This window comes from Bradyrhizobium sp. CB1015 (assembly GCF_025200925.1).
GTDB lineage: Bacteria > Pseudomonadota > Alphaproteobacteria > Rhizobiales > Xanthobacteraceae > Bradyrhizobium.
Map to the genome: position 1 here is coordinate 8,076,740 of NZ_CP104174.1, position 24,840 is coordinate 8,101,579.

Below are 24,840 nucleotides of genomic sequence, written 5' to 3' on the forward strand. Positions count from 1 at the left end.
TTTCCTACATCGGCCGCACTAGCACTGCCGGCCCCTTGACCATGGTGACGGCGAAGAACAGCACCACGAGCACGCCGAGCGCCAAAGCGATGGCGATGGAGCGCTGACGGCGGCTCTTCTGCTGCGCCTCGGTGAGGACGATTCCTTCTGGCTCGCGTTTGTCGGCCATCGCAGTGATCATGCGCCCCCAACCATCGGAGCAAGCGCCCGATACACGACCTCGGCCAGCAGGGTCGCGAACAGCGCGAACAGATAGAGGATCGAGAAGGCAAACAGCTTGCGGGTCGCGCGCAACGATTGGCTGCGCTCGCGGCGCAGATAGACGTTGATGGCGAGCACCAGCATGCCGGCACCGAGAATCAGCGAGGCCACGCCGTAGACGGCATCGAAATAGCCGAGCGCCCAGGGCGCGGCGGCGACCGCGATCAGCACGATGGTATAGAGCAGGATCTGCAGGCGCGTCGCGTCGGGGCCGGCAACGTTCGGCAGCATCGGGATGCCGGCGCGCGCATAGTCGTCGGAGCGGAACAGCGCCAGCGCCCAGAAATGCGGCGGGGTCCAGAAGAAGATGATGGCGAACAGCAGCAGCGGCTCGACGTCGACCGTGCCCGTCACCGCGGCCCAGGCCACCACCGGCGGCAGCGCACCGGCGGCACCGCCGATCACGATGTTCTGCGCGGTCCAGCGCTTCAGCCACATCGTGTAGATCACGACGTAGAAGAAGATGGTGAAGGCGAGCAGCGCGCCCGCGATCCAGTTGACGAGGATGCCGAGCGTCATCACCGAAAAGAAGGCGAGCGTCGTGCCGAACGCCATCGCCTCGGGGCGGGTAATGCGGCCGCGCGGGATCGGCCGGTTCGCCGTGCGCGACATCTTGGCGTCGATGTCGCCTTCGAGCGCCATGTTGAGCGCACCGGAGGCACCGGCGCCGACGGCGATGCAGAGCAGCGAGGTGATCGCCAGCACGGGGTGGAAATGCCCCGGCGCCATCGCCATTCCGACCAGCGCGGTGAAGATCACCAGCGACATGACCCGCGGCTTGAGCAGCGCGAGATAGTCGCCAACCCCCGCTTCGGAGATGCGGGGATTGATGTCGATGGCGTTGTGGTCGAGGACGGACACTTAGATCTACTCGCTTCGTTATAGCGCCGCGGCGCCCATCACGGCGCCGCGGGGGATTGCTTACTGCACGCGGGGCAGCACTTCGAACTGATGGAAGGGCGGGGGCGAGGACAGCGTCCACTCCAGCGTGGTCGCGCCGGCACCCCACGGATTGTCGCCCGCCGGCACCTTCTTCATGTAGGCGTCGAGCACGCAGTAGAGGAAGATCAGCACGCCGAAGCCGGAGATGTAGGAGCCGACCGACGAGACCAGGTTCCAGCCCGCGAAGGCATCGGGATAATCGACGTAGCGGCGCGGCATGCCCGACAGGCCGAGGAAGTGCTGCGGGAAGAAGACCAGGTTGACGCCGACGAAGGTGACCCAGAAGTGCAGCTTGGCGAGCCCTTCATTGTACATGTAGCCCGACATCTTCGGGAACCAGTAGTACCAGCCCGCGAAGATCGCGAACACCGCGCCGAGCGACAGCACGTAATGGAAGTGCGCGACGACGTAGTAGGTCTCCTGGAGCACGCGATCGACACCCGCGTTCGCCAGCACGACGCCGGTGACGCCGCCGATCGTGAACAGGAAGATGAAGCCCACCGCCCAGATCATCGGGGCGCGGAATTCGATCGAGCCGCCCCACATCGTGGCGACCCAGGAAAAGATCTTCACGCCGGTCGGAACCGCGATGACCATCGTCGCGGCGACGAAATAGGCCTGCGTCGCCGAGGACATGCCGACCGTGTACATGTGGTGCGCCCACACCACGAAGCCGATGCCGCCGATCGCGACCATGGCGTAGGCCATGCCGAGATAGCCGAACACGGGCTTGCGCGAGAAGGTCGAGACGATCTGGCTGATCATGCCGAAGCCGGGCAGGATCAGGATGTAGACCTCGGGGTGACCGAAGAACCAGAACAGATGCTGAAACAGCACGGGGTCGCCGCCGCCGTCGGGCGCGAAGAAGGTCGTGCCGAAATTGCGGTCGGTGAGCAGCATGGTGATCGCACCGGCGAGCACGGGCAGCGACAACAGCAGCAGGAACACCGTCACCAGGATCGACCACACGAACAGCGGCATCTTGTGCAGGGTCATGCCCGGCGCGCGCATGTTGAAGATCGTGGTGATGAAGTTGATGGCGCCGAGAATCGACGAGGCGCCCGCCAGATGCAGCGACAGGATCGCGAAGTCGACTGCCGGGCCGGGATGGCCCGAGGTCGACAGCGGTGCGTAGATGGTCCAGCCCGCCCCGACGCCATTGGAGCCCGGCTCGCCCTCGACGAAGGTCGACATCAAGAGCAGCGCGAACGAGGCCGGCAGCAGCCAGAACGAGATGTTGTTCATGCGCGGGAAGGCCATGTCGGGCGCGCCGATCATCAGCGGCACGAACCAATTGCCGAAGCCGCCGATCATCGCGGGCATGACCATGAAGAAGATCATGATCAGGCCGTGCGAGGTCACGAACACGTTGTAGGTGTGGGCCTCGTGGAAGACCTGCACGCCCGGATACATCAGCTCGGCCCGGATCGCGATCGACATCGCCGCACCGATGATGCCGGCGATGACCGCGAACACCAGGTACATCGTGCCGATGTCCTTGTGGTTGGTCGAATAGACGTAGCGCCGCCATCCGGTCGGATGGGCATGCTCGTCATGATGCGCGTGATCGCCGTGTGCCGCTGCGCTCGTTGCCATTTTCAAATCCTGCCTTGCGTCCCGTTCGGACCTTTGGAGGTCCCGCCCTTTATCGCTTTCAGTCCCTCAAGCCGTCACCCGACGCTTACTGCGTCGGGCCGGCCGCGGAGGCGTAGGTGCTGGTGCCGCCGCTCGCATATTTTTTCTTCGCCGTCTCGACCCAGGAGGCGAATTCCTGGTCGCTCACCACACGCACGGCGATCGGCATGAAAGCGTGGTCCTTGCCGCACAGTTCCGAGCACTGACCGTAGTACATGCCGGTCTTGGTGGCCTTGAACCAGGTCTCGTTCAGCCGGCCCGGGATGGCGTCGATCTTGATGCCGAAAGCCGGCACCGCAAAGGCGTGGATCACGTCGGCGCCGGTGGTCTGGACACGAATCACCTTGTTGACCGGCACCACCATCTCGTTGTCGACGCCGAGCAGGCGGGGCTGCTTGTCCTGCGCCATCAGCGAGTCGAACTCGAACTTGCCGTTGTCCGGATAGGCATAGGACCAGTACCACTGCTTGCCGGTCGCCTTGATGGTCAGATCCGCCTTCGGCACGTCGAGCTCCAGGAACAGAAGCCGGAACGACGGCACCGAGATGCCGACCAGGATCAGCACCGGAACGAGGGTCCAGGCCACCTCGATCAGCGTGTTGTGGGTGGTCCGCGACGGCACCGGATTGGCCTTCGCGTTGAACTTGACGACCACGATCACGAGCAGCGCCAGAACGAACAGCGTGATCAGGGTGATCAGCACGAAGAGGAAGTTGTGGAACCAGACGATGTTGTCCATCACCGGGGAACCGGACTGCTGGAGCGTCCACTCCCACGGCGCCGGCTGCCCGAGTTCGGCCAATGCCGCACCACCCGTCGCCAGCGTGACGCCAGCCGCCACCAAGGCGATGGTGGCCAATCCCAGCAATTGCCGGCCCACCCGACCCATCGACATCCTCATGTCGTTCGCGCTCCCCTTCCGAAATCACCCCAAGTGCATTCCCCTGTTTCCGGGAAACGCTTATTCGATCCGCCAGTCCGACAAACCGCCACGCAAGAATACCTCTAAGAGGAATTGGGGCCAGATCGCTAGAACGCGAAATCAAGCCTCTCAAACCATAATTCTTGATCTATCGCAATGCAGTCTTGAGCCCCGCCTGCCAGCCATCACCGGCAAGATATTTCCCAGTAAGATCAGACAAAAATACCGTTTCCCGGGACGCTGCGGCTTGACAGCGGAATTGCCCGCGGTAGGCACTGGCAGTCAGCCACGCAGGGACCTGATTCGTGCGGGCCATGGCGGCGTGGGCGGCGCGGAATTTGCTTGGGAATCGCCTTCAAGACGCCGTCATTCCGTATCAGTCCGCCAGATCAGTCCGCCAAGCGCGAGCAACCCAGGCGAGCAGAGGGACCGACCCGATGGGGCTTTCGAGATCGATGGCAAGGCCGGCGAACGGCCTCCCGGCGCTCGCCGCCCTCGTGGCTGCGATCGTCCCGCTGGCGCTTCCGGGGCTTGCCCATGCGCAGGGCGCGGTGCGCTCCGTTCATGGCGACTGGCAGATCCGCTGCGACACCCCGCCGGGCGCGCAGACCGAGCAATGCGCCCTGATCCAGAGCGTGGTGGCCGAAGACCGCTCCAATGCCGGGCTGACGGTGATCGTACTCAAGACCGCCGACCAGAAGAGCCGGCTGATGCGCGTGGTAGCCCCGCTCGGGGTCCTGTTGCCCTCCGGCCTCGGGCTCAAGCTCGACAATCAGGACGTCGGCCGCGCCGGCTTCGTCCGCTGCCTGCCCAACGGCTGCGTCGCCGAGGTCGTGCTGGAGGACAAGCTGCTCGGCCAGCTCCGCAGCGCCAAGACCGCGACCTTCATCATCTTCGAGACCCCCGAAGAAGGCATCGGCTTCCCGCTCAGCCTGAACGGGCTCGGCGAGGGTTATGACAAGCTGCCGTAGGGGCGGTATCCGGCGCATGTTCTCAGTCCCGTCATCCTGAGGCGCGAGTTCGGCAGCGCGGTCGCGCTGCCGTGCGAGCCTCGAAGGATGAACGGCCGAGCTGCCAGCCGGACCGTCGTCCTTCGAGGCTCGGGATGACGGTGATGGATTGTTATTCGCCAGCGGCTCAACCACCTGGTCCCCAGCGACGAAAGCCAGACACGCTCTGATGTCGTCCTCGACCAACTCCGGAAAATCATCGAGGATTTGTGCTTGAGTCTGACCGGCAGCCAACCAACCGAGCACATCCGACACAGCGATCCGCATATGGTGGAGACAAGGTCTCCCTCCGCGCTTACCCGGCTCGACCGAGATGACATCGCGCTGGCTCATCAGGACATTGTAGCATCGACCGATGCGGCGCAGCTATGCCGGCACCCAGCCAATCCTATCGTTTCCGTAATGTGACGGCCCGCCCCTCGCGGAACCGGTCCGAAACCATTATCTTGCCCCACATCTTCCGCTAATGGACGGACGCATGACCAATCCTGCCACGACCTCCCTGCTCGACCGTGCCAATCTCGACCGCGACCAGGTTCGCCACGAGGTCGCGCGCGGGCTTTCCGGCGCTGACGACGGCGAACTGTTCCTGGAATACAGCCAGACCGAAGCGCTGATGTTCGACAACGGGCGGCTGAAGCAGGCGACCTATGACACCTCGCAAGGTTTTGGCTTGCGGGCGGTCAAGGATGATGCGGTCGGCTACGCGCATTCCTCGGACGTGTCGCTGCCGGCGCTGATTCGCGCCGCCGATGCCGTCGCCGCCGTGCGCGGCGGTTACTCCGGCAGCTTTGCCGCTCCGCCACCACACACCAATGTGCGGCTCTATGGCGACGACAATCCGCTCGATGCGCCGGGCTTCGAGACCAAGGTCAAGCTGCTCGCCGAGATCGACGCTTACCTGCGCGACAAGGATCCGCGGGTGCGGCAGGTCAGCGTCAGCCTGGGCGCGACCTGGCAGGTCGTCGAGATCCTGCGGCCCGACGGCGAGAGCTATCGCGACATCCGTCCGCTGGTGCGCGTCAACATCTCCGTCGTCGCCGGCCAGGGTGATCGCCAGGAGAGCGGCAGCAAGGGCTATGGCGGCCGCGCCGGCTACGCCGAATTCATCGAGACGAGGTCCTGGCGCGAGGCCGCCGACGGCGCGCTGCGCGAGGCGCTGGTCAATCTGGAATCGGTTCCGGCCCCGGCCGGCGAGATGGACGTCGTGCTGGGCGCCGGCTGGCCCGGCGTGATGCTGCATGAAGCGGTGGGCCATGGCCTCGAGGGCGACTTCAACCGCAAGAAGACCTCGGCATTTGCCGGCCTGATGGGCCAGCAGGTCGCGGCCAAGGGCGTCACCGTGGTCGACGACGGCACGATCGCCTCAAGGCGTGGCTCGCTGTCGATCGACGACGAGGGCACGCCGACCAATCGCACCGTGCTGATCGAGGACGGCATCCTGGTCGGCTACATGCAGGACCGCCAGAACGCACGACTGATGAACATGAAGCCGACCGGCAACGGCCGCCGCCAGGGTTATGCCCATGTGCCGATGCCGCGCATGACCAACACCTACATGCTCGCGGGCGACCGCGACCCGGCCGAGATCATCGCCTCGGTGAAGAACGGCGTGTTCGCCGCGAATTTTGGCGGCGGCCAGGTCGACATCACCTCGGGCAAGTACGTGTTCCAGTGCACCGAGGCCTACAAGATCGAGAATGGCAAGATCGGAGCGCCCCTGAAAGGCGCCATGCTGATCGGCAACGGGCCGACCGACCTGCATCGCATCCGCATGATCGGCAACGACCTTGCGCTCGATACCGGCATCGGCACCTGCGGCAAGAACGGCCAGGGCGTGCCTGTCGGCGTCGGCCAGCCGTCGCTGCTGATGGAGCGCATCACGGTGGGTGGAACGGGCGCATGAGCATCGAGAAGGCAACGGTCACCCCGAAGCGGAAAAGCAGCGGCTGGGGTGGCCAACTCGTGCAGCTCGCCGGCATCGTCGCCGCGGTCTTCATCGCCAAGGGCGCGCTCGCCGAGCCGTTCTACGTGCCGTCGGGCTCGATGGAGCCGACGCTTCTGATCGGCGATGCGCTGCTCGCCTCGAAATTCCCCTATGGCTACGGCACCTCGTCGCTGCCGATTCAGATCAGCCTGCCCGAGAGCGGCCGCGTGTTCGCGGAGATGCCGAAGCTCGGCGACGTCGTCGTGTTCCGCTGGCCCGGCGATCGCTCGCAGGCCTGGGTCAAGCGCGTCGTAGGGCTGCCCGGCGACCGCATCCAGATGCGGCAGGGCCAGCTCTTCATCAACGACCGTCCCGCCGAGTTGAAGCCCGATGGCGTCGGCGCCGCCGAGGACGACCATGGCGGCAGCGAGCCCGCCTATCGCTATGTCGAGACGCTGCCGAACGGCGTCTCGCATCTGATCTTCAAGATGCGCGACAGCGGTCCGCTCGACAACACGTCCGAGGTGACGGTGCCGGCCGGGCACCTGTTTGTGCTCGGCGACAACCGCGACAATTCGGCCGACAGCCGCGTGCCGCTGCGCTCCGGCGGCGTCGGCCTGTTGCCGATCGACAATCTGATCGGCCGTGCGGACGCAGTGGTCGGCTCCTGGGATCTCGGCATGCGTAGCCAGCCGGTGTGGACCTGGCTGTCCGGATTCAGGCTGGCGCGGTTCTTCACCGCCGTGCATTGACTGGTTGCAGGGTGAGCAAGGACGAATTCCTCGCGCTCGCCTTACGCAATCCGGTGAACGCCGCGATCCTTGACGAGCTGCACCGGCTTGCGCTGCCGGATGCGTGGCTGGTGTCGGGATGCCTGGTGCAGACGGTTTGGAACGTGCTCACGGGGCGCCCGATCGATCATGGCATCGCCGATTACGACGTGTTCTATTTCGATCCCGACACATCGTGGGAGGCCGAGGATGCGGTGATCCGGGATGTATCTGACCGGCTCGGTCATCTCGGCGTCAAGGTCGAGACCCGCAACCAGGCGCGCGTGCATCTTTGGTATCCCGGCAAGCACGGCCTGCCCTATCCGCCCCTTGGTCGTACGACCGACGGCATCGACCGCTTCCTCACGCAGAACACGCAGGTCGGCGTGAGATGCGCAAACAATGGCTACGAGATCTACGCCCCGCACGGGTTTGACGACATTGCGGCACTGATCGCGCGGCCAAATCCAGGACCGAATTTTTCCACGGCGAACTACGAAGCGAAGGCGAAGCGCTGGAAGGCGCTGTGGCCGGAGATCACGGTGATCGCGGCGGAGTGAGGTGCCTCACGTGTCCCGGACAGGCCGCATCGTGAAACGATGCGGCGCAGAGCCGGGACCCAAGCGCAACAGAATGCCGTGTGGCACGAATACTACCGCACCACGCCCGACGTGAACCCCGCCTTCCTTCGCGGCGGCTTGATTTCCTTCTTCAGGAAGCAGCGCGCCTCACGGCCGGTGTAGCCGGGGCGGGCATAGGTGAAGGCGCGGCATTTGTTGTCGGCGGTGCAGGCGGCCTTGCAGGCCTCGACGCTTTCGCCGTCCTTGAGCTCGAAATTGCGCAAGTCGCCGCCGGGGCGGTCGATCGACGTCTCGACGCCCTCGACGCGCGGCTCGATCACGCCGGCGCCACGCACCCCGGAGATACAGCAACTTCCCGGCACGCGCGTCGGCACGGTGTTCTTCAGCCAGCACACCGCCGAGCCGCCTTCGACGTCGGGATAGTTGAAGCTCCAGGAGCGGCAGCGGCGATCGCGCTCGCACAGCAGCGCGCAATCCTCGGGATCGCCAGAGGTGACGGGCGTACTGAAATAGTCGCCGCCCGGCCGGTCGAAGGCGGTCTGGGCAGGCGCCGGCACGCTCGCAAATGCAAGCGAAAGCAGCGTGACACATGCCGCGGCGCTGGCCATGACGGCCCCGGACAGGCGGCCCTTCCCCATCGGAACAGCTTTCGAGTTATTGACGACGCTCAGGTTTTTTCAGCCGGTCATTTGATCGCCGCAAACCTGTATGGGCGATGAACGGCTGAAATCCAGGATCTCTGGGTCTCAGAGGTCTAGAACGCGTATTCGGCGTAGGCCGGTTCCACCGAACCCTTCCAGGGACCGTTGAATTTATCCAGCATTTCCTCGGCCGGCGTCCGGCCAGAATCGATGATGCGATCGAGCGGCTCGAGATGCCGCGTTTCGTCGCGGCCGAGCTGGTCGATCCGGCCGCGCCGGCGCAGGCCGGCATGTGCCAAAATCAGGCACTCCTTGGCGATCTCGAACAGATAGCGGTCCTTGATCCGCGCCTTGAAGCCCATGCGCGGCACGTCGTCGCGCAGGGCCTGGCGTTCGTGCGAGGTCCAGTGCTTCACCAGGTCCCAGGCGGCATCGAGCGAAGCGTCGTCATAGAGCAGCCCGACCCAGAACGCCGGCAGCGCCGGCAAGCGGCCCCACGGGCCGCCGTCGGAGCCGCGCATCTCGAGATAGCGCTTCAGCCGCACTTCGGGGAAGATCGTCGAGAGGTGGTTGGCCCAGTCCGACAAGGTCGGACGCTCGCCGGGAAGGTTGTTGTTGCGGCCGTCGAAGAAGGCGCGGAACGAGGAGCCCGAGACGTCGATATATTCCTCGCCGCGCTTGACGAAATACATGGGCACGTCCAGCGCGTAATCGACATAGCGCTCGAACCCCATGCCGTCCTCGAATGCCCACGGCATCATGCCCGAACGGGCATTGTCGGTGTCGCGCCAGATTTCGGAGCGGAAGGAGAGGAAGCCGTTCGGCTTGCCTTCGGTGAAGGGCGAATTAGCGAACAGCGCAGTTGCGATCGGCTGAAGCGCGAGCGAGACGCGCAGCTTCTTGACCATGTCGGCTTCGGAGGAGAAGTCGAGATTGGTCTGCACCGTGCAGGTCCGGTACATCATGTCGAGGCCGTATTGGCCGACCTTCGGCATGTAATTGGTCATGATCTTGTAGCGGCCCTTGGGCATGACCGGGATGTCGGCGCGCGACCAGGACGGCGTCATGCCGAGCCCGAGGAAGCCGATGCCGAGCGGCGTCGCGATCTCGCGCACCTGCGCCAAGTGCGCCATCAGCTCGCTCTGGGTCTGGTGCACGTTCTCGACCGGCGCGCCGGAGAGCTCGAACTGTCCGCCGGGCTCGAGCGAGATCGCGCCGCCGCCGGTGACGTCGTAGAGGCCGATGATGTTGCCCTGCTCCATGATCGGCTCCCAGCCGAGCAGGAGCTTCATGCCTTCGAGCAACGCGCCGATGCCGCGCGCGCCCTCGTACGGCACCGGACGATGGCCGTCGAGCGTGAACGGCGTCTTCTCGTGCTCGGTACCCATGCGGAATTCGGACGGGTCCTTGCAGCCGGCCTCGAACCACGCGACGAGCTCGTCGCGTGATTGCAGCGGCGTCATGTCGATCTGGTCTCGCGCCATATCAAACTCTAATCAAAAGCGCTTCGACCGAACGCGCGCGGGTGACAGGGACGGCCCGCGAACCCACCGGTTGCACGGGCGAGCGGATTTGCCGCGCGATCATCGCGACGGCATGCTTTCGTTGGCGGCGACGGGCGGCAGTTTCATCTCGCCGCAGGAGCAGCCCAGGCGGTCGAGCAGATTGCTGAGCTTGACGGCGTCGGCGTCCGACAGCTTCGAACCGACATATTTCTCGATTGCGGCCGAATAGGCGCCCCACATCCGCTTCTGCAGCTCGCGACCGGCTTCCGTGATCTCGACGAACTGGCCGCGCTTGTCGATCTTGCATTCGCGCCGCGAGGCGAGGCCCTCGTCGACCAGGCGGTCGATCAGCCGCGAGGTCGAATATTGCGGGATCAGCATCTGCCGCTCCAGCTCGACCGGCCGCAGCTCGCCCGAGGGCGCCCGCGACAGTTCGAGCAGTGCGTCATACCAGGCCAGCGGTGGGAAGCCGGCCTTCTTCAAGTCCTGCTCGACGCAATCGAGCACGCGGCTCTGCACCCGCATCAGGCGGATCCAGGCGGCGGTTGCCTCGGTCGATGGTTTGCGTTTCATGGTCCCGCTCAAGCTCGTCGCCCGTCTCTTACTCCATTCGATGCACCTGCATCAATCTTGACTATTTCAAGCAGGTGCATGTAGTCGTTCTTTCGGCCGGGCCAAGCGTCAGGCGAAGGAAATTCCTCGCCGTCCCCACATCGTGCTCCTGGAGGCGGCCCCGTCCTATGGGCTGGTCGAGGTCGGTATCGGCGCCAAGAAGCCCGAAAATGGTGAGGATTATCTGAAGCTGAGCCCAAGGCCCTGCGCTGGGCTTCCACAGCGATGAGATCGTGACGGAAGCCCCGGTGATTGTCCAGATCATCGCCGCTCAGGCTTTGGCCGAGGCGCCGGCTGCGGTGTCTTGGAACACCATGGGAAGCATGGCCAGACGCCGTCAATGCCCATGGGGCATCCGTTGCATCTGGCCGGAGCGCTGATCCGTCCCCTTGTCATTCGTGAACCACTTGATCAGCGGCGACGTCGAAGGAACATCCCCAGGAGATAGTTGCCCCCATGAACATGATCGTCCTCATGACCGCCGCCGGCGCGCCGCTCGCGATGCTCGGCTTGTCGACGCCGGTCGCGCCGGAACGCAATTGCATCTTCATGACCCATCCGCAGATCACCTCGGCCGTGTTCGAGAGCAAGGAAGGCAAGATCGTCTTCCCGGACCGGCCGACCGAATATCCTTGTCGCTACGCCAGGACGAAGAACGGTGCGGACATCGCCTTCACCAACCAGAATGGCTGGCGCTTCGAGGTGCGCATCGGCCGCGGCGACGAAGGCAGCTGGAGGGCCAGTCTCGCCGACGATGCGGTATCGGGCCGCGCCTTCTCGCCGTTCGGCGACCGAAAATGAAAAAGGCCGGATCGATGATCCGGCCTTTTATTTCTACGTAGCCCGGATGGAGCGAAGCGCAATCCGGGGGTCTCGCGAGTTGAAGGACTATTCCCGGATTTCGCTACCGCTCCATCCGGGCTACAGGCCTCTCTTTAGGCCGCCGCCTTCTTCGGCGCGAAGCGGCCGTAGAAGGTCTCACCCTTCGCCGCCATCTCCTCCAGCAGCTTGGGCGGGGTGAAGCGCGAGCCGTACTTCGCCTCGAGCTTGTGGCAGAGCTCGACGAACTTCTTAGGTCCCATGAAGTCGATATAGGACAGCGTGCCGCCGGTGAACGGCGCGAAGCCGAAGCCGAGGATCGAGCCGACATCGGCTTCGCGCGGATCGGTGATGACGTGGTCCTCGACCGTGCGCGCCGCCTCCACCGCCTGCACCACCAGGAAGCGCTGCTTCAGCTCCTCGACGTCGAGCGTGTCGGGGTCGAGCTGCTTCGGCTGCAAGGCCGAGAGACCCGGCCACAGGCTCTTCTGGCCCTTGCCCTTCTCGGGGTAATCGTAGAAGCCCTTGCTGTTCTTGCGGCCGAGACGGCCCTGCTTCTCGACCATCTCCACCATCAGCTTCTTCTGCTCGGGATTGATGGCGTTGGGGCCGAGATCGGCTTCGGTCGCCTTCATGATCTTCAGGCCGAGATCGAGCGCGACCTCGTCCGAGAGCGAGAGCGGGCCGACCGGCATGCCGGCCATCTTGGCGCAGTTCTCGATCATCGCCGGCGGCACGCCCTCGAGGAACATCTCGTTGCCTTCGGCGACATAGCGGCCGACGCAGCGATTGGCGAAGAAGCCGCGGGAGTCGTTGACCACGATCGGCGTCTTGCCGATCTGGCGGACATAGTCGAGCGCGGTCGCGAGCGCGACATCGCCGGTGTTCTTGCCGAGGATGATCTCGACCAGCATCATCTTCTCGACCGGCGAGAAGAAGTGGATGCCGATGAACTTGCCCTGATCCTTGAAGCTCTCGGCCAGCGAAGTGATCGGCAGCGTCGAGGTGTTGGAGGCGAAGATCACGTCGGGCTTCAGATAGGCTTGCGCTTTCGCGAAGGTCTCCGCCTTGACCTTGCGGTCCTCGAACACGGCCTCGATGACGAGGTCGACGTCCTTCAGCGCCGCGTAGTCCGCGGTCGGCGTGATGCGCGCGAGCAGCACTTCGGCGTCCGCAGGCTTGGCCCGGCCCTTCTTGATCTGCTCCTCGATCACCTTCTGCGCATGCGCCTTGCCCTTGTCGGCGCTCTCCTGGTCGCGGTCGATCAGGACGACGTCGAGGCCGGCGCGGGCCGAGACGTAGCCGACGCTTGCGCCCATGAAGCCGGCGCCGATCACGGCGATCTTCTTCACCTTGGTCGGCGGCACGTCCTTTGGACGGCGCGCGCCCTTGTTGAGCTCCTGCATCGACAGGAACAGGCTGCGGATCATCGCGGCCGCTTCCTTCGAGCGCAGCACCGAGGTGAAGTAGCGCGACTCCACCCGCAGCGCCGCGTCGATCGGCAGCTGCAAGCCCTCATAGACGCAGCTCATGATCGCGCGCGCGGCCGGGTAATTGTCGTAGGTCTCACGGCGATAGATCGCGTTGCCGGCCGGGAACATCATCATGCCGGCCTTGGAGAACACCGGGCCGCCCGGCAGCTTGAAGCCCTTCTCGTCCCACGGCGCGACGGCCTTGCCGCCGCCCTTGATCCAGTCCTTCGCCGCCTTGATGAGATCGGCGGCGGGAACGATGGCGTGGATCAGGTTCAGCGCCTTGGCCTTGTCGACCGTGACAGGATCGCCCTTGAGCAGGATCGTCATGGCGTCCTGCGGCGGCACCAGGCGCGGCACGCGCTGCGTGCCGCCGGCGCCGGGGAACAGGCCGACCTTGACCTCGGGCAGGCCGAGGCGCGTCTTGGGATTCTCCGCCGCGACGCGATAGTGGCAGCACAGCGTGATCTCGAAGCCGCCGCCGAGCGCGAGGCCGTTGATCGCCGCCGCCCACGGCTTGCCCGAGGTTTCGATTCCGCGCAGCACCTGCGAGAAGCGGCGGCTCTGGTCGAACAGCATCTGGTTCGCCGCGGTCTCGCCCTGCTCCTTGAAAACCTTCGCATAGGCCTGGTTCATGCCTTCGAGCATGGAGAGGTCGGCGCCGGCGCAGAACGCTTCCTTGGCCGAGGTGATGATGACGCCCTTCACTGCGGCATCCGCCGTGGTCGCCTTGACGATCGCCTCGAGCTCGTTGGTCGAGGTCTCGTCGAGCACATTCATGGAACGGCCCGGGATGTCCCAGGTGACGAGCGCGATGCCGTCGGAATCGGTCTCAACCTTGAAGTTCTTGTACGACATGGTGGTGGCTCCCTACCCTTAGACGCGCTCGATGATGGTCGCGGTGCCCATGCCGCCGCCGATGCACAGCGTGACGAGGGCGGTCGACTTGTTGGTGCGCTCGAGCTCGTCGAGCACGGTGCCGAGGATCATCGCGCCGGTCGCCCCCAGCGGATGGCCGAGCGCGATGGCGCCGCCATTGACGTTGATCTCGGCATTGTCGATGTCAAAGGCCTGGATGTAGCGCAGCACGACGGAGGCGAAGGCCTCGTTCAGCTCGAACAGGTCGATGTCCGACTTCTTCATGCCGGAGCGCGCAAAGAGCTTCTCGGTGACGTCGACCGGACCGGTCAGCATCATCGCAGGCTCCGAGCCGATGTTGGCGAAGGCACGAATTTTGGCACGCGGCTTCATGCCGTATTTCGCGCCCGCCTCCTTGCTGCCGAGCAGCACGGCGCCGGCACCGTCGACGATGCCCGAGGAATTGCCGGCATGATGCACGTAATTGACGCGCTCGATCTCCGGATGGGACTGGATCGCAACGCCGTCGAAGCCGCCCATCTGCGCCATCATCGTGAACGACGGCTGCAGCTGCGCCAGCGACTGCATCGTCGTCGAGGGGCGCATGTGCTCGTCCTTGGCGAGGATGGTGAGACCGTTGATGTCCTTCACCGGCACCACGGACTTGTTGAAGCGGCCTTCGTCCCAGGCCTTGGCCGCACGCTGCTGGCTCTGCACGGCGTAGGCGTCGACGTCGTCGCGCGAGAAGCCGTACTTGGTGGCGATCAGGTCGGCCGACACGCCCTGCGGCATGAAATAGGCCGGCACCGCGATCGAGGGATCCATCGGCCAGGCGCCGCCGGAGGCGCCGATGCCGACGCGACTCATCGATTCCGCGCCGCCGCCGATCACCAGCTCATGCTGGCCGCTCATGATCTGCGCTGCGGCAAAGTTCACGGCATCGAGGCCGGAGGCGCAGAAGCGACTGATCTGCACGCCGGGCACGGCTTCGCCGAGACCAGCCTTCAGCGCGGCGAAGCGCGCGATGTCGGAGCCGGCTTCGCCGACCGGATCGACCACGCCGAGCACGACGTCATCGACCGAATCCTCAGGAAGGTTGTTGCGGTCCTTCAGCGCCTTCAGCGGCACGGTCGCGAGCGCGAGCGCGGTGACTTCGTGCAGCGCGCCGTCCGCCTTGCCGCGGCCGCGCGGGGTACGAACGTGGTCGTAGATGAATGCCTCAGGCATGACGCCCTCCTGATGTGATGTTCGATACGTTGGGAGCAGGCAGCGGAAGCAGGCTCAGAAGGCTTCCGCCGGCAGTTCCATGATGGTGGCGCAGCCGGCCTGGATGCGCGCGAGATTGGCGGCGGTCTCCGGCAGCATCCGCTCCATGAAGAAGCGGCCGGTGACGAGCTTGGTCGAGAGATAGGGCGTCGCCCCGCTCGCGGCAATCTTCGCCTGCGTCACCTTGGCCATCCGCGCCCACATGTAGCCGAGCGCGACGAAGCCGAAGAGATGCAGGTAGTCGGTTGCGGCGGCACCGGCATTGTCGGGCTTGGCCATCGCGTTCTGCATCAGCCAGGTGGTGGCCTGCTGCAGATGGCCGAGCGAGGTCGAGAGCGGGGTGATGAAAGGCTTGAGCGCCTCGTCGCCGCCGTTCTCCTTGGCGAAGGCCATGACCTCGCCGAAGAAGGCCATGATGGCGCGGCCGCCGTCGCGCGGCAGCTTGCGGCCGACGAGATCGAGCGCCTGGATGCCGTTGGCGCCTTCATAGATCATGGCGATGCGCGCATCGCGCACGAACTGCTCCATGCCCTGCTCGGCGATGTAGCCGTGACCGCCATACATCTGCTGCGCCTGCACCGCGTTGGCGAAACCGTAATCGGTGAGGAAGCCCTTCAGCACCGGCGTCATCAGGCCCATGTGGTCGTCGGCGGCCTGGCGGTCCTTGGGGTCTTCGGAGCGGTGGGCGACGTCGCTCTTCAGCGCGGTCCACATCACGAAGGCGCGCGCGGCCTCGTTGAAGGCGCGGATCGAGAGCAGCGTGCGGCGCACGTCCGGATGCACGATGATCGGGTCGGCCTGCTTGTCCGGCGCCTTGGCGCCGGTGAGCGCGCGGCCCTGGATGCGCTCGCGGGCATAGGCGACCGCGTTCTGGTAGGCGACCTCGGACTGCGCGAGGCCCTGCACGGCGACGCCGAGCCGGGCCTCGTTCATCATCACGAACATGCCCTGCATGCCCTTGTTCTCTTCGCCGATCAGCCAGCCGGTGGCGTTGTCGTAGTTCATCACGCAGGTGGAATTGCCGTGAATGCCCATCTTGTGCTCGATCGAGCCGCAGACGACGCCGTTGCGCGCGCCCACCGAACCGTCGGCGTTGACCAGGAACTTCGGCACCACGAACAGCGACACGCCCTTGATGCCGGCCGGCGCGCCCTCGATGCGGGCCAGCACGAGATGGATGATGTTGTCGGCGAGATCGTGCTCGCCGGCCGAGATGAAGATCTTGGTGCCGGTGATCTTGAAGCTGCCGTCCGCCTGCCGCACCGCCTTGGTGCGGAGCATGCCGAGGTCGGTGCCGCAATGCGGCTCGGTGAGGTTCATGGTGCCGGTCCATTCGCCGGCCACCATCTTCGGCACGTAGGTCTTCTTCTGCTCCGGCGAGCCGTGCACCAACAGCGCCGCGGTCGCGCCCATGGTGAGGCCGCCATACATCGAGAACGCCATGTTGGCGGAGATCTGGAATTCGTTGACGGCTTGCGAGAGCGTCACCGGCAGGCCCTGGCCGCCATATTCGGTCGGCGCCGACAGGCCGAGCCAGCCACCCTCGGCGACCTGCTTGAAGGCCTCCTTGAAACCCTTCGGCGTGGTGACGCTGCCGTCGTCGGCGCGCTTGCAGCCTTCGAGATCGCCGACGCGGTTGAGCGGCTGCAGCACCTCCTCGGCGAGCTTGGCGGCTTCGCCGAGGATGGCCTCGCGCACGTCGCTGGACGCATCGGAGAAGCCGGCGAGGTTGTCGTAGCGGTCGATCTGGAAGACGTCGTTGAGCAGGAAGTTCACGTCTTCCACGGGGGCTTTATAGATCGGCATGGGGATCTCCCGGCAGGCGGTCTGAAGTGATGATGTTGGGCTTATGATTGGGCGGCGGCAAGCTGCTCCGCCATCAGGCGGTGCAGCATGTTGATCGCCTTGAGCGGACGCACCATCACCTTGAAGTGAGTGATGCGCCCCTCGGTATCGAAGCTGATGATGTCGACGCCGTTGATCTCGATGCCGTCGATGACATTCTTGAATTCGAGCACGGCGCCATTGTCGCTGCGCCATTCACCGACATAGGTGAAGCCGGGACCGCCGAGCACCTTCTCGGCGCTGGACAGGTATTTGAAGGTGATGTCGCGGCCGGCTTGCGGCGTGTGCACGACGGGGCTTTCGAACACGGCGTCGGGATGCAGGAGGTCCCAGAGCGCGGCGCGGTCGTGAGACTTCATGTAGGCGTACCAGGAATCGAGGCCGGTCATTCTCGGGTGCCTCCCTCAAGGCCAGGGCAAAAAGTGCGAAAACAACCCCATGCACAGTAGCGAGGAGATTGATTTCACTTGATTATTCAGGCGGACCTTGGGCCCGCCCGCACACTGCCTCATATGCACATTGACGCATATGCGCCGATGCGCATAAAGTCAAGCAGCTTGGTCAGACGTGAGACAGGAGGCCGGTCATGGCACTGGGCGACGCAATCCTCGCATGCCTGACGGAACGCCCGATGACGGGCTACGAGCTCGCCAAGACGTTCGATTCCTCGATCGGCTTCTTCTGGAAGGCCGACCATCAGCAGATCTACCGCGAGCTCTCCAAGCTGCGCGACCGCGGCTACATCCAGGGCCGCGAGGTCGTGCAGTCAGGCAAGCCCAACAAGCTGATCTATACGCTGACTCCCGAGGGCCGAACAGCACTGCGGCACTGGGCCGCGCGGCCAAGCACGCCGCCCTCGATCAAGGACGACCTCCTGGTGCGGCTGCACGCGCTCGACAGCATCGACATCGAGCCCATGCGCACCGACCTGATGGCCCGCCTGGAGCACCACCGCGACCGCCACGCCAATTACGAGCGCATCCTGAAGAAGCGCTTTCCCGACGGCACGGCGGAAGGCCGGCTCGATCTCGGCAATTTGCTGCTGCTTCAGCTCGGCGCCCGCCACGAGCAGATGGTGGCCGATTTCTGCGAGGAGGCGCTGGAAGCGCTGTCGGCAATGAGCGGCAAGGCCACGGTGGTGCCGCTGGAGGATGGCAAGCGCGAGAAGGGCTGAGGGAAAGCGACAGTCCGTAGCCCGGATGGAGCGCAGCGAAATCCGGGATTCGTGCAGCCGACGCCGGCCCCGGATTACGCTGCGCTCCATCCGGGCTACGCGGCCTTTGCGAGAGCCCTAAGTTCCCGCCGCCCAACTTTAAGACAGCCGCGCCGCATTCCTTAACCCGTTATTTACCGTAACAGGAAAAAGTCGGTTTTCGAGGCAGACGACCCGCGCCAAATTCGATTGTCTTTACAACCGGCACGCGTGGGGAAGCTGGAGGCGCCGGGTGGGGTGCCGAAGTCGGAACCGGACAGAGTCATGAATTCGCGCGTATCGTGGAGTGTCGACGGCATCGATCCATCCGTCCGGGAGCGGGCCGAGGCTGCTGCGCGTCGTGCCGGCATGTCGCTCAACGATTGGCTGAACTCCACGCTCGGCGAAACTTCCCCGCCCAACTTTCGCGGGCCTTACGATCAGCGTCCGCAGCACGTGCCGAGCCAGGAGAGCCGCGAGGTCGCCGACATCCACCAGCGGCTCGACGCGATCACCCAACAGATCGAGCGGATCTCAAAACCCGTCCCGCGTCAGGACGTCTCGCGCGAGCAGGGCGTCGCGCGCCAGCTCAACGACGCGATCTCGCGGCTCGACGCCCGCCTGTCGCAGATCTCCCGCCCGCAGCGGCAACCGCAGCAGCCGCAGGCCCCGCGCCCCAATCCGGCCGAGGCGCGCCAGCGCCAGGCCGATGCCGTCGAGCGCGCAGCCGCGCAGGTCTATCGCAGCTCACCACCCCTGAGCCCGGCTTCGTTCGATGTCGCGGTCGCCGAGATCACCGCGCGCCAGAGCGAGCTCGACGGGTTTACGCCGCGGCAGATGCCGCCGCGTGCCGCGCCGCCGCTTGCGCCCGCAGCCGCTCCCTACGCGCCGCCGATGGCGCCGCCCGCCCCTAGCTATGCTCCGCCGCCACCGCAGCCGGATTTTTCCTCGCTCGAGCGCCATCTGCTCAAGATCACGAGCCAGATCGAATCGCTGCAGCGGCCTGACAATACCGAGCAGGCCATCAATGCCTTCCGCAGCGAGCTGGCCGAAATCCGCGCCGCCATCACCGAGGCGATGCCGCGGCGTGCGATCGAATCGATCGAGAACGAGATCCGCTCGCTGCATCGTCGTATCGACGAGACCCGCTCCAACGGCACCGACGGGCAGGTTCTTGCCGGCATCGAGCGCGCACTGTCCGACATCAAGCAGGTGCTGCGCACGCTGACGCCGGCCGAGCAGCTCACCGGCTACGACGAGGCGATCCGCAATCTCGGCGCCAAGCTCGACCTGATCCTGCGCGCCAATGACGATCCCTCGACCGTGCAGCAGCTCGAGGGCGCGATCTCGGCATTGCGCGCTATCGTTTCCAACGTCGCCTCCAACGAGGCGCTGGCACGGCTGTCCGAAGACGTGCAGCTGCTGTCGTCCAAGGTCGACCAGATCACCCGCGCTTCCGGCCACGGCGACAGCTTTGCGGTGCTGGAGCAGCGCATCGCGGCGCTCACCGCGGCGCTGGAAACGCGCGAGCGGCCGCAGCATTCCGAGAGCACCGAGCATCTCGAAGCTGCGATCCGCGCGCTGTCTGACCGTTTCGACCGCATGCAGGTCGGCAACGATTCCGCCTCGACCTTCGCCCATCTCGAGCAGCGCGTCTCCTATCTCCTGGAACGGATCGAGGCCGCCGCCGATCCGCGCAACGGCAATTTGAGCCGCGTCGAGGACGGGCTGCACGACATCCTCAGGCACCTGGAACGGCAGCAGGCGACCTATGCCGCGCTGGCCGAGAGCCGCAACGCCGCGCCGCCGCCCGATTCCGGCATGGTCGATCTCGTCAAGCGCGAGCTCTCCGACATCCGCTTCAGCCAGGCCGAGACCAACCGGCACACCCAGGACTCGCTCGAGGCCGTCCACAGCGCGCTCGGCCACGTCGTCGATCGCCTCTCGATGATCGAGGGCGATCTGCGTGCGGTGCGCACCGCGCCGCCGCCCCCTGCCCCGCAGCCGATGCCGATGGCGGCGGCGATGGAGCCGGCGCCGATGGCGCGCGAGCCGCGGCCGCAAGCACAGCCGCCGAAATACGATCCGAAGCCCGAGCTGCCCAATCCCGCAGCCGCGCAGGCGGCGCCGGCCGCCTTCGTCGCCGCGCCGCGCGAATTCCACGCCGCCGGTTCCCCCGCGCGCGATCAGCGAAATCCTGGAGCCGCACACCGCGCGCGCTGCACTCGCGCCGGAACTGCCGCCGGATCACCCGCTCGAGCCGGGCACGCGGCCGGGCGGACGCCTCGCCACGCCGTCGGAACGCATCGCCGCCTCCGAGGACGCGATCAGCGGAATTGCCGCCGCGCCGAAGGAGCCGGTGTCGTCGTCGAGCTTCATCGCCGCCGCGCGCCGCGCCGCGCAGGCGGCCGCCGCGCAGCCGGAGAAGCCCGGCCGCGCCGCCAAGGCCGGCGCTGACAGGTCGAAGGACAAGGGCAAGGACGGCGGCTCGACCATCACCTCGAAGATCCGCTCGCTGCTGGTCGGCGCGAGCGTGGTCGTGATCGTGCTCGGCACCTTCAAGATGGCGATGAACCTGCTCGAAGGCGGCAGCCCGTCACCGACGCCGCAGGCGATGCAAAACATTCCGAGCGAGCCGGCACTGCAGCCTGCGCCACCGCCGGTCGAGACCAAGCCGGCCGCGCCTGAGCAGATCACTCCGTCGATGACGTCGCCGACGCCGATCGGACGGCAGTCGCAGAACAATGCCGCGCCGGCGCCGATTCCCAATTCCGGCAGCTCGGCCTCGGTTGAAATCCCGCAAGCGCCTGCCGCCGCGGTGCCGCCGCCGGCCTCCAGCGACGTCACCGGCGCGCTGTCGGGCACCAGCCGCGCCAGGCTTGGCGTGATTCAGGTGCCACCGAGCGAGAAGCTGCCCGACGGCATCGGCGGCCCGGCCTTGCGCAATGCCGCGATGAAGGGCGATGCCACCGCGGCCTACGAGATCGGCGTGCGCTTTGCCGAAGGCAAGGGTGTCGCCACCAATTACGACGAAGCGGCGAAGTGGTACGACCGCGCGGCGCAGGCCGGGGTCGTCCCCGCAACCTTCCGTCTCGGTACGCTCTACGAAAAGGGCTTAGGGGTGAAGAAGGACGCCGACATCGCGCGCCGCTACTACACCCAGGCCGCCGAGCGCGGCAACGCCAAGGCGATGCACAATCTCGCCGTGCTCGATGCCGACGGCGGCGGTCGCGGCGCCAATTACAAGAGCGCGGCGCAGTGGTTCCGCAAGGCCGCCGATCGCGGCGTGGCCGACAGCCAGTTCAACCTCGGCATCCTCTATGCCCGCGGCATCGGCGTCGAGCAGAACCTCGCCGAATCCTACAAATGGTTCAGCTTAGCTGCCGCCCAGGGCGATGCGGATGCCGCCGGCAAGCGCGACGACGTCGCCAAGCGCCTCGACCCGCAATCGCTCGCCGCCGCCAAGCTCGCGATCCAGACCTTCAGCGCCGAGCCGCAGCCCGACGATGCCGTCAACGTTGCGGCCCCGAACGGCGGCTGGGACAGCGCACCGCAGGCCAGCGCGAAGCCGGCCCCGAAGCCGGTCGCGACCAAGCGCTCGGCATCAGCGGCGCATTGAGCCGCATCGCGTTCGATCCAACGCAGAGACACTCCCAAGCCTCTCCGCAAGTGCAGGGGTGGCACATATGGATTCCACGGGGATTGTCAGCGGGCTTGCTTCGCCTCTCCCGCTTGCGGGAGAGGCCGACGCGCTCGCAGAGCGCGGCGGGTGAGGGCTTTCGCCACGCAGGGAATCTTTCGCGATCCTCAACAATCCCGACGCGGAAACACCCTCTCCCCAGCCCTCCCCGCAAGCGGGGGAGGGAGCCCAGTGCCGATGCCGCCGCATCGTGCACACCAAATGCGCCAGCCCTGCGCCAGCGGGAGACGGCTGGGGGTACCAGCTCGCAACTTTTGCATTCTGCGGGGAAATCGCTATTTTCCGCGGCCCGGAGGCCCCTGATGTCCGTTATTGATCTAGCCGCAAACCCGAGCGAGTTGCGTGCGCTCGCCGAACAATCCAACGCCTGGCCGTTCGAGCAGGCGAAGGCCATTGTCGCGCGGCTGAAGAAGAGCCCGAAGGACGAGGTGCTGTTCGAGACCGGCTACGGTCCGTCCGGCCTGCCGCATATCGGCACGTTCGGCGAGGTGGCGCGCACCTCGATGGTGCGTCACGCCTTCCGCGTGCTCACCGAGGACAAGATCAAGACGCGCCTCTTGGCGTTCTCCGACGACATGGACGGCTTCCGCAAGGTGCCCGACAACGTTCCGAACAAGGAGATGCTGGCGGAGCATCTCGGCAAGCCGCTGACGCGGGTGCCGGATCCGTTCTCCAACGAATACCCGTCGTTCGGCCATCACAACAATGCGCGGCTGCGCGCCTTCCTCGATCATTTCGGCTTCGACTACGAGTTCGCGAGCTCGACCGACTATTACACGTCGGGCCGCTTCGACGCGACGCTGCTCAAGATGCTCGCCGCCTACGACAAGATCATGGCGATCATCCTGCCGACGCTGGGTCCGGACCGCCGCGCGACCTATTCGCCGTTCCTGCCCATCAGCAAGACCACGGGCGTCGTGCTGCAGGTGCCGATGATCCGCCGCGACGTCGCGGCGGGCACGGTGACCTATGTCGATCCCGACACCCACCAGGAAGTTGAAACGCCCGTCACCGGCGGCAACGTCAAGTGCCAGTGGAAGGCCGACTGGGCGATGCGCTGGGTCGCGCTCGGCGTCGACTACGAGATGGCCGGCAAGGACCTGATCGATTCCGTGAAGCTGTCCGGCGCGATCGCGAAGGCGCTCGGCAGCACGCCGCCGGAAGGTTTCAACTACGAGCTCTTCCTCGACGAGAAGGGCCAGAAGATCTCGAAGTCGAAGGGCAATGGCCTCACCATCGACGAATGGCTGCGCTACGCCTCGCCGGAATCGCTGTCGCTGTTCATGTATCGCGAGCCGAAGGCGGCCAAGCGGCTGTATTTCGACGTCATCCCGCGCAACGTCGACGACTACCAGCAATTCCTCGACGGCTTTCCGAAGCAGGACGGCAAGCAGCAGCTCGGCAATCCGGTCTGGCACATCCACAACGGCAAGCCGCCGAAGGGCGACATGCCCGTCACCTTCCAGCTGCTCTTGACGCTGGTGTCGTCGTCGAACGCGGAGAACGCCGAGACGCTGTGGGGCTTCATCGGCCGCTACCGGCCCGGCGTGAGCCCGCAGACGCATCCGAAGCTGGATGCGATGGTCGGCTACGCCATCAACTATTATCGCGACTTCGTCGCGCCGACGAAGCAGTTCCGCGTGCCGACGGACAGCGAGCGCGCGGCGCTGCAGGACCTGCGCGATGCGCTCTCGCAGCTTGCGCAGGACGCCTCGGCCGAGGAGATCCAGAACGTCGTCTACGAGATCGGCCGCCGCGAGCCGTTCCTCGACCAGGTCAAGAAGGGCAAGGACGGCCGCCCCGGCGTCACGCTGGACTGGTTCAACATGCTCTACCAGGTGCTGCTCGGCCAGGAGAAGGGCCCGCGCTTCGGCTCCTTCGTCGCGGTCTACGGCGTGCAGAACGCAGTGAACATGATCGACGGCGCGCTGGCGAGGAGTGCGTGAAAGATATGTAGCCCGGATGGAGCGAAGCGTAATCCGGGATTCCCGCAGCGGAGAGACTTTCCCGGATTGCGCTTCGCTCCATCCAGGCTACGGGTCTCCAGCTCAGATCGACCGCAGCACGTAGCGCCGGTTGTCCTTCTGCACGGGCCTTGCGTTCATCGGGTACAGCTTTGCGAACGCGGCGACATCGCTTCCCGCCACCTGGATCGGGGTGGTCAGCAGCAGCCATTCGACCACTTCGGAGCAGGGCGGCGTCGTCAGCGAGCCGGGATAGCGGTAATAGCTGAGCTTCGGCGGCAGCATGGCCAGCGGATCGATGCTCGCATCCGCCTTTACCGCGGGCCCTTCCGCCGCCGGCATGGTCTTGACGATCTTGGCGAAGGCCGCGTTCGGCCTGCCCTCGGTCATGAGCACGCCGACGACCGCGAGCCCGCCGGCGTCGTTGCGATGGACGAAATGCGCCTCCATCGGAAAATTCTTGCCGCCGATCATGTGCTCGCTGGGCCGGTGGAAGTGCACCTGGAGCAGCTTGTACTTGACGTCGCCGAGAAGAAGCGTGCTGCCTTCGGCGAAGTTGAGCTGGATCGTATGCCCGTTGTTGACGATGGTGTCGGCGCTCTTGCCCCAGCTCAGCTTCAGAACCGGCAATTGCGACTTGATCGTCGCCTCGATGTCGATCGGCGATTGCTGCAGGCCGACCGCGCAGGCCTTGTTGGCCGCGTCGAGATCGCCCCACTTGGCCGGACCGCCGGCGCCCTCATAGCTCCAATGCGCGCCTTCGGCGGCGAAGGCGGGCTTGCACAATGGACAAAGTGCGAGACCCGCCAGGGCCTTCAATGCGTGACGGCGATTCATCGTATTTCCCCTCGAGATGAACTTGGTCGGCAATAGATGCGCAACCTAGGTGAGAGGGGTGGTGAGTCGCAATGGCGATCA

19 protein-coding genes and 2 pseudogenes are annotated in these 24,840 nt (G+C 65.6%); 8 read left to right on the forward strand and 13 right to left on the reverse strand.

Features of this window, described 5'->3' with window-relative positions; translation table 11 throughout:
- Positions 1-4: 4 nt before the first annotated feature.
- The 4 genes from N2604_RS37865 to coxB all read right to left on the reverse strand — a co-directional run bounded on the left by N2604_RS37865 (position 5) and on the right by coxB (position 3,739).
- Positions 5-181 carry a CoxF protein gene (locus N2604_RS37865; RefSeq protein ID WP_128923243.1) on the reverse strand — a complete coding sequence of 59 codons (177 nt, stop codon included), beginning with the start codon at positions 179-181 and terminating at the stop codon, positions 5-7.
- Complete coding sequence (locus N2604_RS37870) at positions 178-1,122, reverse strand: heme o synthase (protein WP_260373002.1); 945 nt, start codon at positions 1,120-1,122, stop codon at positions 178-180. Before N2604_RS37870 ends, N2604_RS37865 begins: the two co-directional genes overlap by 4 nt.
- Before the next feature lie 60 nt (positions 1,123-1,182).
- Positions 1,183-2,799: a cytochrome c oxidase subunit I gene (gene ctaD, locus N2604_RS37875; RefSeq protein WP_260373003.1), complete on the reverse strand. Its 1,617-nt coding sequence runs from the start codon at positions 2,797-2,799 to the stop codon at positions 1,183-1,185.
- Positions 2,800-2,884: 85 nt separating this feature from the next.
- Positions 2,885-3,739 carry a cytochrome c oxidase subunit II gene (gene coxB / locus N2604_RS37880; RefSeq protein WP_260373004.1) on the reverse strand — a complete coding sequence of 285 codons (855 nt, stop codon included), beginning with the start codon at positions 3,737-3,739 and terminating at the stop codon, positions 2,885-2,887.
- A 458-nt stretch (positions 3,740-4,197) separates the two neighbouring features.
- Here coxB and N2604_RS37885 point away from each other — a divergent pair, with 458 nt between their 5' ends.
- Positions 4,198-4,731 (forward strand): invasion associated locus B family protein, encoded by a 534-nt coding sequence (locus tag N2604_RS37885; RefSeq protein WP_260373005.1) that lies wholly within the window; start codon positions 4,198-4,200, stop codon positions 4,729-4,731.
- Between the two features lie 183 nt (positions 4,732-4,914).
- Here N2604_RS37885 and N2604_RS39495 read toward each other — a convergent pair.
- Positions 4,915-5,103: pseudogene (locus N2604_RS39495) on the reverse strand (DUF433 domain-containing protein); the annotation flags it as partial.
- Between the two features lie 145 nt (positions 5,104-5,248).
- Here N2604_RS39495 and tldD point away from each other — a divergent pair.
- Genes tldD through N2604_RS37905 form a run of 3 tightly spaced genes read left to right on the forward strand, consistent with a single transcriptional unit; the run spans position 5,249 to position 8,027 of the window.
- Positions 5,249-6,676: a metalloprotease TldD gene (gene tldD, locus N2604_RS37895; RefSeq protein WP_260373006.1), complete on the forward strand. Its 1,428-nt coding sequence runs from the start codon at positions 5,249-5,251 to the stop codon at positions 6,674-6,676.
- Positions 6,673-7,449, forward strand: coding sequence for a signal peptidase I (lepB, locus tag N2604_RS37900; protein ID WP_260373007.1), 777 nt, complete (start codon positions 6,673-6,675; stop codon positions 7,447-7,449). The genes tldD and lepB overlap by 4 nt, the downstream gene beginning before the upstream one ends.
- 11 nt (positions 7,450-7,460) lie before the next feature.
- Complete coding sequence (locus N2604_RS37905; RefSeq protein ID WP_260373008.1) at positions 7,461-8,027, forward strand: nucleotidyltransferase family protein; 567 nt, start codon at positions 7,461-7,463, stop codon at positions 8,025-8,027.
- 92 nt (positions 8,028-8,119) lie between these two features.
- Here the strand turns inward: N2604_RS37905 and N2604_RS37910 are convergent, their stop codons facing one another.
- The 3 genes from N2604_RS37910 to N2604_RS37920 form a co-directional block, all read right to left on the reverse strand.
- Complete coding sequence (locus tag N2604_RS37910) at positions 8,120-8,686, reverse strand: PAN domain-containing protein (RefSeq protein WP_260373009.1); 567 nt, start codon at positions 8,684-8,686, stop codon at positions 8,120-8,122.
- Between the two features lie 116 nt (positions 8,687-8,802).
- Positions 8,803-10,173: a glutamate--cysteine ligase gene (locus tag N2604_RS37915; protein WP_260373010.1), complete on the reverse strand. Its 1,371-nt coding sequence runs from the start codon at positions 10,171-10,173 to the stop codon at positions 8,803-8,805.
- A gap of 99 nt (positions 10,174-10,272) precedes the next feature.
- Complete coding sequence (locus N2604_RS37920; RefSeq protein WP_197949202.1) at positions 10,273-10,767, reverse strand: MarR family winged helix-turn-helix transcriptional regulator; 495 nt, start codon at positions 10,765-10,767, stop codon at positions 10,273-10,275.
- A gap of 495 nt (positions 10,768-11,262) precedes the next feature.
- On the opposite strand from N2604_RS37920, the gene N2604_RS37930 reads away from it, so the two are divergent.
- A complete protein-coding gene (locus tag N2604_RS37930) occupies positions 11,263-11,607 on the forward strand; it encodes a hypothetical protein (protein WP_260373011.1) in 345 nt (114 codons plus the stop codon).
- A gap of 134 nt (positions 11,608-11,741) precedes the next feature.
- Here the strand turns inward: N2604_RS37930 and N2604_RS37935 are convergent, their stop codons facing one another.
- From N2604_RS37935 to N2604_RS37950, 4 genes are read right to left on the reverse strand one after another with little or no spacing between them, the layout of a single operon-like run.
- On the reverse strand, positions 11,742-13,955 hold the full coding sequence (locus N2604_RS37935) for an FAD-dependent oxidoreductase (protein ID WP_260373012.1): 2,214 nt from the start codon (positions 13,953-13,955) through the stop codon (positions 11,742-11,744).
- A gap of 18 nt (positions 13,956-13,973) precedes the next feature.
- Positions 13,974-15,182 carry an acetyl-CoA C-acetyltransferase gene (locus tag N2604_RS37940; protein ID WP_260373013.1) on the reverse strand — a complete coding sequence of 403 codons (1,209 nt, stop codon included), beginning with the start codon at positions 15,180-15,182 and terminating at the stop codon, positions 13,974-13,976.
- A gap of 54 nt (positions 15,183-15,236) precedes the next feature.
- A complete protein-coding gene (locus N2604_RS37945; RefSeq protein ID WP_260373014.1) occupies positions 15,237-17,027 on the reverse strand; it encodes an acyl-CoA dehydrogenase C-terminal domain-containing protein in 1,791 nt (596 codons plus the stop codon).
- A gap of 41 nt (positions 17,028-17,068) precedes the next feature.
- Entirely contained in the window at positions 17,069-17,455 is a 387-nt protein-coding gene (locus tag N2604_RS37950; RefSeq protein ID WP_172786081.1) for a nuclear transport factor 2 family protein, read from the reverse strand.
- Positions 17,456-17,652: 197 nt separating this feature from the next.
- Here N2604_RS37950 and N2604_RS37955 point away from each other — a divergent pair, with 197 nt between their 5' ends.
- The 3 genes and pseudogenes from N2604_RS37955 (at position 17,653) to N2604_RS37965 (ending at position 23,904) form a co-directional block, all read left to right on the forward strand.
- A complete protein-coding gene (locus N2604_RS37955) occupies positions 17,653-18,240 on the forward strand; it encodes a PadR family transcriptional regulator (RefSeq protein WP_035996500.1) in 588 nt (195 codons plus the stop codon).
- Positions 18,241-18,543: 303 nt separating this feature from the next.
- Positions 18,544-21,877: pseudogene (locus tag N2604_RS37960) on the forward strand (hypothetical protein).
- A gap of 383 nt (positions 21,878-22,260) precedes the next feature.
- Positions 22,261-23,904 (forward strand): lysine--tRNA ligase, encoded by a 1,644-nt coding sequence (locus N2604_RS37965; protein WP_260373015.1) that lies wholly within the window; start codon positions 22,261-22,263, stop codon positions 23,902-23,904.
- Between the two features lie 102 nt (positions 23,905-24,006).
- Here the strand turns inward: N2604_RS37965 and N2604_RS37970 are convergent, their stop codons facing one another.
- Entirely contained in the window at positions 24,007-24,759 is a 753-nt protein-coding gene (locus tag N2604_RS37970) for a carbonic anhydrase (protein WP_260373016.1), read from the reverse strand.
- Positions 24,760-24,840 lie beyond the last annotated feature (81 nt).